The 7,857-nt window shown below is 71.7% G+C and carries 8 protein-coding genes; 5 read left to right on the forward strand and 3 right to left on the reverse strand.

What is annotated here, in order from left to right; genetic code table 11:
• Window positions 1–133: 133 nt before the first annotated feature.
• Window positions 134–667 carry a hypothetical protein gene (locus ACWC0C_RS12550; RefSeq protein WP_450863625.1) on the forward strand — a complete coding sequence of 178 codons (534 nt, stop codon included), beginning with the start codon at window positions 134–136 and terminating at the stop codon, window positions 665–667.
• Here the strand turns inward: ACWC0C_RS12550 and ACWC0C_RS12555 are convergent.
• Genes ACWC0C_RS12555 through ACWC0C_RS12565 form a run of 3 tightly spaced genes read right to left on the reverse strand, consistent with a single transcriptional unit; the run spans window position 664 to window position 2,799 of the window.
• Window positions 664–1,236 (reverse strand): cob(I)yrinic acid a,c-diamide adenosyltransferase, encoded by a 573-nt coding sequence (locus ACWC0C_RS12555; RefSeq protein ID WP_449197223.1) that lies wholly within the window; start codon window positions 1,234–1,236, stop codon window positions 664–666. The genes ACWC0C_RS12550 and ACWC0C_RS12555 overlap by 4 nt on opposite strands.
• Before the next feature lie 13 nt (window positions 1,237–1,249).
• On the reverse strand, window positions 1,250–1,999 hold the full coding sequence (locus ACWC0C_RS12560) for an ABC transporter permease (RefSeq protein ID WP_450863627.1): 750 nt from the start codon (window positions 1,997–1,999) through the stop codon (window positions 1,250–1,252).
• Between the two features lie 14 nt (window positions 2,000–2,013).
• The gene (locus ACWC0C_RS12565; protein WP_450863629.1) at window positions 2,014–2,799 is read right to left on the reverse strand and encodes an ABC transporter ATP-binding protein; all 786 of its coding nucleotides are present in this window, start codon (window positions 2,797–2,799) and stop codon (window positions 2,014–2,016) included.
• Between the two features lie 114 nt (window positions 2,800–2,913).
• Between ACWC0C_RS12565 and ACWC0C_RS12570 the strand changes: the two genes are divergently transcribed.
• From ACWC0C_RS12570 to ACWC0C_RS12585, 4 genes are all read left to right on the forward strand, one after another.
• Window positions 2,914–3,555 (forward strand): TetR/AcrR family transcriptional regulator, encoded by a 642-nt coding sequence (locus ACWC0C_RS12570; RefSeq protein WP_449197220.1) that lies wholly within the window; start codon window positions 2,914–2,916, stop codon window positions 3,553–3,555.
• 193 nt (window positions 3,556–3,748) lie between these two features.
• A complete protein-coding gene (locus ACWC0C_RS12575) occupies window positions 3,749–4,597 on the forward strand; it encodes a 3-hydroxyacyl-CoA dehydrogenase family protein (protein WP_450863631.1) in 849 nt (282 codons plus the stop codon).
• Window positions 4,598–4,773: 176 nt separating this feature from the next.
• A complete protein-coding gene (locus ACWC0C_RS12580) occupies window positions 4,774–5,097 on the forward strand; it encodes an STAS domain-containing protein (RefSeq protein WP_014675024.1) in 324 nt (107 codons plus the stop codon).
• Window positions 5,098–5,401: 304 nt separating this feature from the next.
• Window positions 5,402–7,819: an ATP-binding protein gene (locus ACWC0C_RS12585; RefSeq protein WP_450863654.1), complete on the forward strand. Its 2,418-nt coding sequence runs from the start codon at window positions 5,402–5,404 to the stop codon at window positions 7,817–7,819.
• Window positions 7,820–7,857 lie beyond the last annotated feature (38 nt).

Genomic DNA, 7,857 nt, shown 5'->3' on the forward strand with positions numbered 1-7,857 from the left:
CCCGGAGCCGCCCCGCGTGCTCCCCGGGCAGGGTCCTGCACTGCAACTTTCGCTTACACCGGGTTCGCCCCCGCAGACGACGATCCGCTCACCGGCGGCCCGGACCCTTGAGGGTGAGCGAGGGGAGCGAACCGTGGTCGTCGGGTTGATCATCGCCTGCGAGGTGGCGTTCTGGGTACTGCTGGCGGCCGGACTGACCTTCCGGTATGCCCTGTGCATGCCCCGCACCGGACTGGCGCTGCTGCTGTGCGAGCCGCTGCTGGAGGTCGTGCTCTTCGCCGTGACGGCGATCGACCTGAAGCACGGCGCACAGCCGGACTGGCGGCACGGCCTGGCCGCCGTCTACATCGGCTTCACGGTCGGGCTCGGCCACTCCACGATCCGGTGGGCCGACGCCCGCGTGGCCCACCGCTTCGCCGAGGGCCCGCCCCCGCCGAAGCCCCCGAAGTACGGCACGGCCCGCGCCGTCCACGAATGGAAGGTCGCGGCCCGCTGGATCCTGGCCTCCCTGGTCGCCCTCGCCCTCCTCCAGAGCGCCATCTGGTACGTCGGCTCCACCGGCGACACCGGTGCACTACGGCAGTGGCAGCTGCGGATGCTGTGGCTGATCGGCATCAACGTGATCATCGCCGGGAGCTACACGCTGTTCCCGAAACGGGAGCGTTAACGCTCCCCGCCGGGCACCCACAGGACATCGCCCATCTCCTTGTTCGCCGTCCGCGCCAGGATGAACAGCAGGTCGGACAGGCGGTTGAGGTAGGTCGCCGTGAGGGGGTTCATCGTGTCGGCGTGGGCCTCCAGGGCCGCCCAGGTGGAGCGCTCGGCCCGGCGGACGACCGTGCAGGCCTGGTGGAGGAGGGCGGCGCCCGGGGTGCCGCCCGGCAGGATGAAGGAGCGGAGCTTCTCCAGCTGCTCGTTGAAGCGGTCGCAGTCCGCCTCCAGCTTGTCGATGTAGAACTGCTCCACCCTGAGCGGCGGGAACTCGGGCTTCTCCACCACCGGCGTCGACAGGTCCGCACCCACGTCGAACAGGTCGTTCTGGACGCGCGTGAGGACCTTGACGACCTCCGCGTCCAGGCCGCCCAGCGCGATCGCGGTGCCGATCACCGCGTTCGCCTCGTTGGCGTCCGCGTACGCGGAGATCCTGAGGTCGGTCTTGGGCACCCGGCTCATGTCGCCGAGGTGGGTGGTGCCCTTGTCCCCGGTCCTGGTGTAGATACGCGTCAGATTGACCATACGGCCAGCGTAGTTACGCCCCGGCCGTCCGGAACACCCGTGTGCCCACCGTCACGGCCAGTACCGCGAAGCCGACGGCGACGAGGGCGCCGTAGAGCATGTGCCCGGTCGCGTACCGGCCGACGTACGCGTCGCGCACCGCGTCCACCAGATAGCGGAACGGGACGAAGTGCGAGAGCACGTTCAGCCAGGCCGGGGCCAGCGTCATCGGGAGCATCAGGCCCGACAGCAGCATCGACGGCATCGACACCATGTTGATCAGCGGCCCGAACTCCTGCGGGGTGCGCACCTTCATGCCGAGCGCGTACGACAGCGAGGCCAGCGAGAGCGTCAGCAGGGCGACGAACACGAAACCGATCAGGACGCCCGCGAGCGGCGCGCGCAGGCCCATCACCAGCGCGGCCAGCACCAGCAGCACCGCCTGGAAGACGAAGACCGTGGCGTCGCGCAGCACCCGGCCGAGGAGGAGGGCGAGCCGGCTGACGGGGGTGACCCGCATCCGCTCCACCACCCCCTGCCCCTTCTCCATGATGACCGTGAACCCGGCGAACAGCGCGCCGAACAGGCCGAGTTGGAGCAGCAGGCCGGGCACCAGCACCTGCCAGGAGCTGCCGGTGCCGCCGAGCGGGAGACGGGTGAGCAGGGGGCCGAAGAAGAGCAGATAGAGGAGCGGCGTGAGGACGCCGAAGAGCAGGGCGAAACGGGAGCGCAGGGACTGGCGCAGATAGCGGCCGTAGATGAGGGCCGTGTCGTTCAGCAGCATCTTTGTGTGGATCCCTATACGGCTACGGGGGCGGGGTCGGCCTGGGCCGGACCGCGGCCGGTGATGGCGAGGAAGGTGTCCTGGAGGCCGGCGTCGAGCGAGCCGCCGTACTCGAGCTTCAGCGCGCTCGGCGTGCCCTCGGCGGCGACCGTGCCCCGGTCGACGATCACCAGGCGGTCGGCGAGGGCGTCGGCCTCGTCCAGGTAGTGGGTGGTCAGGAAGACGGTCGTGCCGTGCTCGTCGCGCAGCCGGCGGACCAGATCCCACAGGCCGGCGCGGCTGCCCGGGTCGAGTCCGGTCGTCGGCTCGTCCAGGAACAGCACCTTCGGCCGGTGGGTGAGCGCCATCGCGATGTCCAGCCGGCGCCGCTGACCCCCGGAGAGCGCACCGGCCTTGCGGTCGAGGAGCCCGGTCAGGTCCAGCTCCCGGGCCAGCTGCTCGGCGCGCAGGGCGGCCTCGGGCTTCGGTAGGCGGTACATCCGGCCCTGGGTGACCAGTTCCTCCCGCACGGTGATCTGCGGGTCGACGCCGCCGGACTGGGCGACGTAGCCGCTGGCCGCGCGCACCCCGGCCGGATCCGTCACCAGGTCGTGTCCGGCGATGGTGGCCGCACCGCCGGTCGGCTTCAGCAGGGTGGTGAGCATCCGCAGGGTGGTCGTCTTGCCGGCGCCGTTGGGCCCGAGGAAGCCGAGGATCTCGCCCTCGCGGACGGCGAGATCGATGCCGCGCACGGCCTCCACGGGCCCGGCCTTGGTCTGGAAGGTGCGGGCGAGGCCCGCCGCACTGATGACTGGTGCCATGCCCACAGAAAAACAGAGTCCCTGAATTTTTGCAATGCCACCAAGTTTTCAGCTCCTACTAAGTTTTGATCCACGCCAAGTCTTCATGGCCACCAGCGAAGCTAGGATGCGGGCATGGCAGAGGGGCTCAGGGAGCGGAAGAAGCGGCAGACCAGGCAGTACATCTCCGATGTCGCCACGGGGCTGTTCCTGGAGCGCGGCTTCGACGCGGTGACGGTCGCGGAGATCGCGGAGGCGGCGAACGTCTCCGTCAACACCGTCTACAACTACTTCCCGGCCAAGGAGGACCTCTTCTTCGACCGCTCCGCCGGCATGACCGACCGGCTGGCCCGCTGGGTCCGCGGCCGGGACGCGGGGGAGTCCGCCGCCCGCGCCGTCCTGCGCGAACTGCGCGGCGAGGTCGAGGCCGTCTCGCCCCGGGTCGGCCTGATGGCGGGTTACGACCGGTTCATGCGGGTCATCCACGAGGCACCCGTGCTGCGCTCCCGTCTGTGGCTCCTCCAGCAGGAGATCCACGACGCCGTGGCGGCGGCACTGCGCGAGGAGACCGGCGCCGCCGACGACGACCCGCTGCCGGGCCTGATGGCCGGTCAGATCTGCTGGATCCATCAGACGGTCTTCGTCACCATCGGCCGCGAGATGCTCGCAGGCCGCAAACCGGCCGAAGTATCCCGAGAGGTACTCGTCCTCCTCGACGACATCGAGGACCTGTTGAGCGAACGTGTCCTGAACTACGCCGTCCGGGGAACGTCCTGAGCGCGCTGCTCCCGGATGCCCGTTCCGGTGTTGTGTCAACGTCCTAAGGGCGTGGAGAAGTCCGTCAATTGAGACGTGACGGGTGTCTCAGCCCCTGAGACCGTGACACGCGTTACTAACCGCTCACACAGCGGCGTCGGAGCGCTATGGTCCGCCGGAGAAGCAGACTTGGAGCGCGTTCAAGGGAGTCGGAGTGGCACGGAAGCTCGCCGTCATCGGGGCCGGTCTCATGGGGTCCGGGATTGCTCAGGTCGCCGCGCAGGCGGGCTGGGACGTCGTCCTGCGGGACGTCACCGACGAGGCACTGGGGCGTGGCACCGACGGGATCAAGGCCTCGTACGACAAGTTCGTGAGCAAGGGGAAGATGGAGGCGGGTGACGCCGAGGCCGCGCTGGCCCGGGTCACCCCGACCACCGACCTGGACGCCGCCGCCGACGCGGACATCGTGGTCGAGGCCGTCTTCGAGAAGCTGGAGGTCAAGCACGAGATCTTCCGCGCGCTCGACAAGATCGTGCGCCCGGAGGCGGTGCTCGCCTCCAACACCTCCGCCATCCCGATCACCAAGATCGCGGCGGCCACCGAGCACCCCGAGCGGGTCGTCGGCGTCCACTTCTTCTCGCCGGTGCCGATGATGCAGCTCGTCGAGCTGGTCCGCGGCTACAAGACGAGCGACGAAACCCTCGCCACCGCACGGGAGTTCGCCGAGTCCGTCGGCAAGACCTGCATCGTCGTCAACCGGGACGTGGCCGGCTTCGTGACCACCCGGCTGATCTCCGCCCTCGTGGTGGAGGCGACCAAGCTGTACGAGTCCGGTGTCGCCACCGCCGAGGACATCGACCTCGCCTGCAAGCTGGGCTTCGGCCACGCCATGGGCCCGCTCGCCACCGCCGACCTGACCGGCGTGGACATCCTGCTGCACGCGACCGGCAACATCTACACCGAGTCCCAGGACGAGAAGTTCGCCCCGCCGGAGCTGATGCGCCGGATGGTGGATGCCGGTGACATCGGCCGCAAGAGCGGGCAGGGCTTCTACAAGTACTGAAAGTACCGAGGCGGCCGCGCACCGACTCTCACCCCGGGAACATCACCCCCCGGGGTGAATTCGGTATCGGTTCGCTTACAAGCAGCAACCGCACCACCACTCACGCAGTCAGACGGTGCACAGCATCGTCACCATCGTCACCGAAGTACGCCAACCTCACTCAACGGGGAGCGCATATGCACATCAGGGGCGACCATGCCGAGCTGGTCGTCGGGGGCCGCCTCGACGTCCGCAGCGCGGCGGACGCCCGTACGGCCCTGCACTCGGCCGTCGACACCGGAGTCGGCGACCTGGTGCTCGACCTGTCCGAACTGGACTCCTGGGACGCCACCGGACTCGGGGTGATCATGGGTGCCCATCGGCGGGCCGGCCGCTGCGGTCGCCGTCTGGTGCTGCGCGGTGTCCCCCCGCAGATGCAGCGCCTGCTGGTGGCCACCCGGCTGCACCGCATCCTCGCCATCGAGGGCGGTATCGGGGTGGAGTCACTGCCCCGGGTGTGATCCGTCCCAGGGCCGGGATGCAACACCACGAGCGGGTGGGAAACGGGCGACGGGGGAGACCCGGGCGCAGCCGCCGAAGCGCACGTCGGGGGCAATCCTCACCGGACTGTGACGTCTCGGACCACACGGCACCCCGCCCTGTCGGAGATACTGAGCGAAGGTTTAGGGTTCGGTCGCCCGCTGCCTCGCAACCCTCGACCGAGCGGGCCCGGACCAGAAGCGACAGCGCAGTGTGCGACAAGGCCGGGAGGGGCCGGAAGTCCGGGCACACGACGCTTTTGGGGGGTTTGAACCCATGGAACCCATGGACCCGATCGACCGGGAACCCGAGGAGCACGGCCAGGCGCACAGCCGCCGCTCGCCCCGGGAGTCCCTGACCTCCGACTTCGGTCAGAGCGCGCCCGCGCGTACGGCGCAGCTCGTCTCCGGCGATCTGCTGCTGACCGTCAACCCGGTCGACGGCAGCGAGATAGAACCCTGCCCGCCGTCCCGGCGGCCGGAGCGGCCCCGTAAGCGCACCGCGACCGAGCGCGCCGAGGCCGAGCGGGCCGCCCGGCCGCCCGTGCCGCCCGGCCCCGCTCAGCCGGCGCTCTCCCTGCTGGAACGCCAGGACGAACGCGAGCGCCTGGTCCGGCTGCTGGCCCGCGGCCGCTCCGTCCGGCTCACCGGGCCCGGCGGCTCCGGCCGCACCGCCCTGCTGGACCTCGTCGCCGAGGACTGCCTGGACCTCGCCCCCGACGGTGTGGTGCGCCTGAACGGCTTCCACCGCACGGCGGGCGACCTCCTGCACGACCTCTTCCACGCCGTCTACGACGCCCCGCACTACCGCCCCGAACCGGACGAACTGCACACCCTCGTCGGCGAGATCGGCGCGGTCGTCGTCCTGGACGACATCGAGTTCGGCGGCGCCGCCCTCGACGAGCTGCGCGACGCCACCCCCGAGTGCGCGTTCCTGATCGGCGCCACCCCCGATGTGCCCGCGCCGTCCGCCGAGTCCGAGGTCGAGGAGGTCTTCCTCAGCGGTCTCGACCGCGCCGCCGGCGTGGAGATCCTGGAGCGGACCGTCGGCCGCGTCCTCACCGAGGAGGAGGCCAACTGGGCCGGCGACCTGTGGTTCGAGTCGGAGGGGCTGCCGCTGCGGTTCGTCCAGGCCGGCGCCCTGCTCCGGCAGCGCGACGAGCTGCGGGCCGGCGCCGGGGCGGTGGACGAGTACGGCGTCTTCGAGGACGTACGCCCCGATGTACGGCCGCCCGCGGAGCTGCCAGCGGAGCTGGAGGACGCGGTCCCGCTGCCCTCCCTCGGCGAGGCCGCCGCGCCCGCCCCGCTGCTCGCCTCCCGGCTCAGCGCCTCCGCCCGCGCCACCCTGCGCTTCGCCGTCGCCCTCGGCGGCGAGCTGCCGCACCAGGCGCATCTGCCGGCGCTGATCGGCGACACCCATGCCGACGCGGCCCTGGGTGAGCTGGCGAGCTGCGGGCTGGTCTCGCCGGTCGGTACCCGCTACCGCCTCGCGGCCGGTGTGCTGACCCAGCTGGAGGCCGCCGGGTACACCGACGACGCCGAGGCGCAGGCGCTGACCGCCGCCGAGCACTACGCCTGGTGGGTCGGGCATCCGTCGGTCACGCCCGAGCGGGTGGGCGCGGAGGCGGACGCGGTCCTGGCCGCACTCGCCGCGATCGTGCCGCAGACGGCTCCGCCCGCCGAAGGGGAGCTGAGCTGCGCGGTGCGGCTCGCCCGTACGGCCGCGCCCGCGTTCGCCGCCGGGCTGCACTGGAGCGCCTGGGAGCGGGCCCTGCGCTCCGGCGCGGAGGCCTCGCGGCTCGCCGGTGAGGTGCACGAACAGGCCTATTTCCACCATGAGTTGGGTGTCCTCGCGCTCTGCGGTGGCCAGCTCGACCGGGCCCGCGCCGAGCTGGAGGCGTCCATCGGGCTGCGGGGCGCGCTCGCCGACAAGCGGGGCACGACCGCCGGCCGCCGGGCCCTCGCGCTGGTCGCCGACCGCTCCGGCGAGGTGCCCGGGATCGCGGCGCCGGCGGGGGAGGAGCCGCCCGAGACGCGGCACGAGGAGTCGGCGCCGCCGCCGTACGTGCCCCTCGGCGACCCCCTGGTCACCCGCCTCCCGGCCACCACTCCGCGCGTCGGCGGCCTGCGCCACCTGGCCCGCCGCAACCTCGTGGCGGTCGGCTCCGGCGCGCTGCTCGCCGCGGTGCTGGGCACGGTCGTCACCCTCGGCATGACCTCCGACGACAACGCCGGCAAGAACCCGGCGGGCAAGGTCGACGTCAACCCCTCGGCCAGCCAGGGCGTGGACGACGGCAGCCTGGGCGCGGACCCGAAGAAGGATCCGGCGGCGGGCACCGTCTCCCGCCGGCCCACCACAAGCCCGACGAACCCGGGCCCCGACGGCACCTACGGCACGACGGACGACCCGAGGCCGTCACGGCCGGCCACGACGCCTTCGGCCGACCCGAGCGGCACCAAGGGCACGGGCGGCGGGGGTACGACGCCGACGCCGTCCAAGTCCCCTACGACCAAGCCGGGTTCGCCGACGCCGACGAAGCCGACCTCCCCGGGCACGCCGTCCTCGACCCCGCCCACCACTGCGCCCACCACGCCGACCACGTCGCCCCCCGCGACGACCCCGACCACGACGAACACGGCAAGCGGCCCGACGACGCCGAACAGCTCGGGGAGCACGTCCGAGTCCCCGGGCTCGGTGATCTAGCGCTCTTTCCTGTGGCGGCGCTCGGTCCGAGCGCCGCC

The organism is Streptomyces sp. NPDC001709 (genome assembly GCF_053596375.1).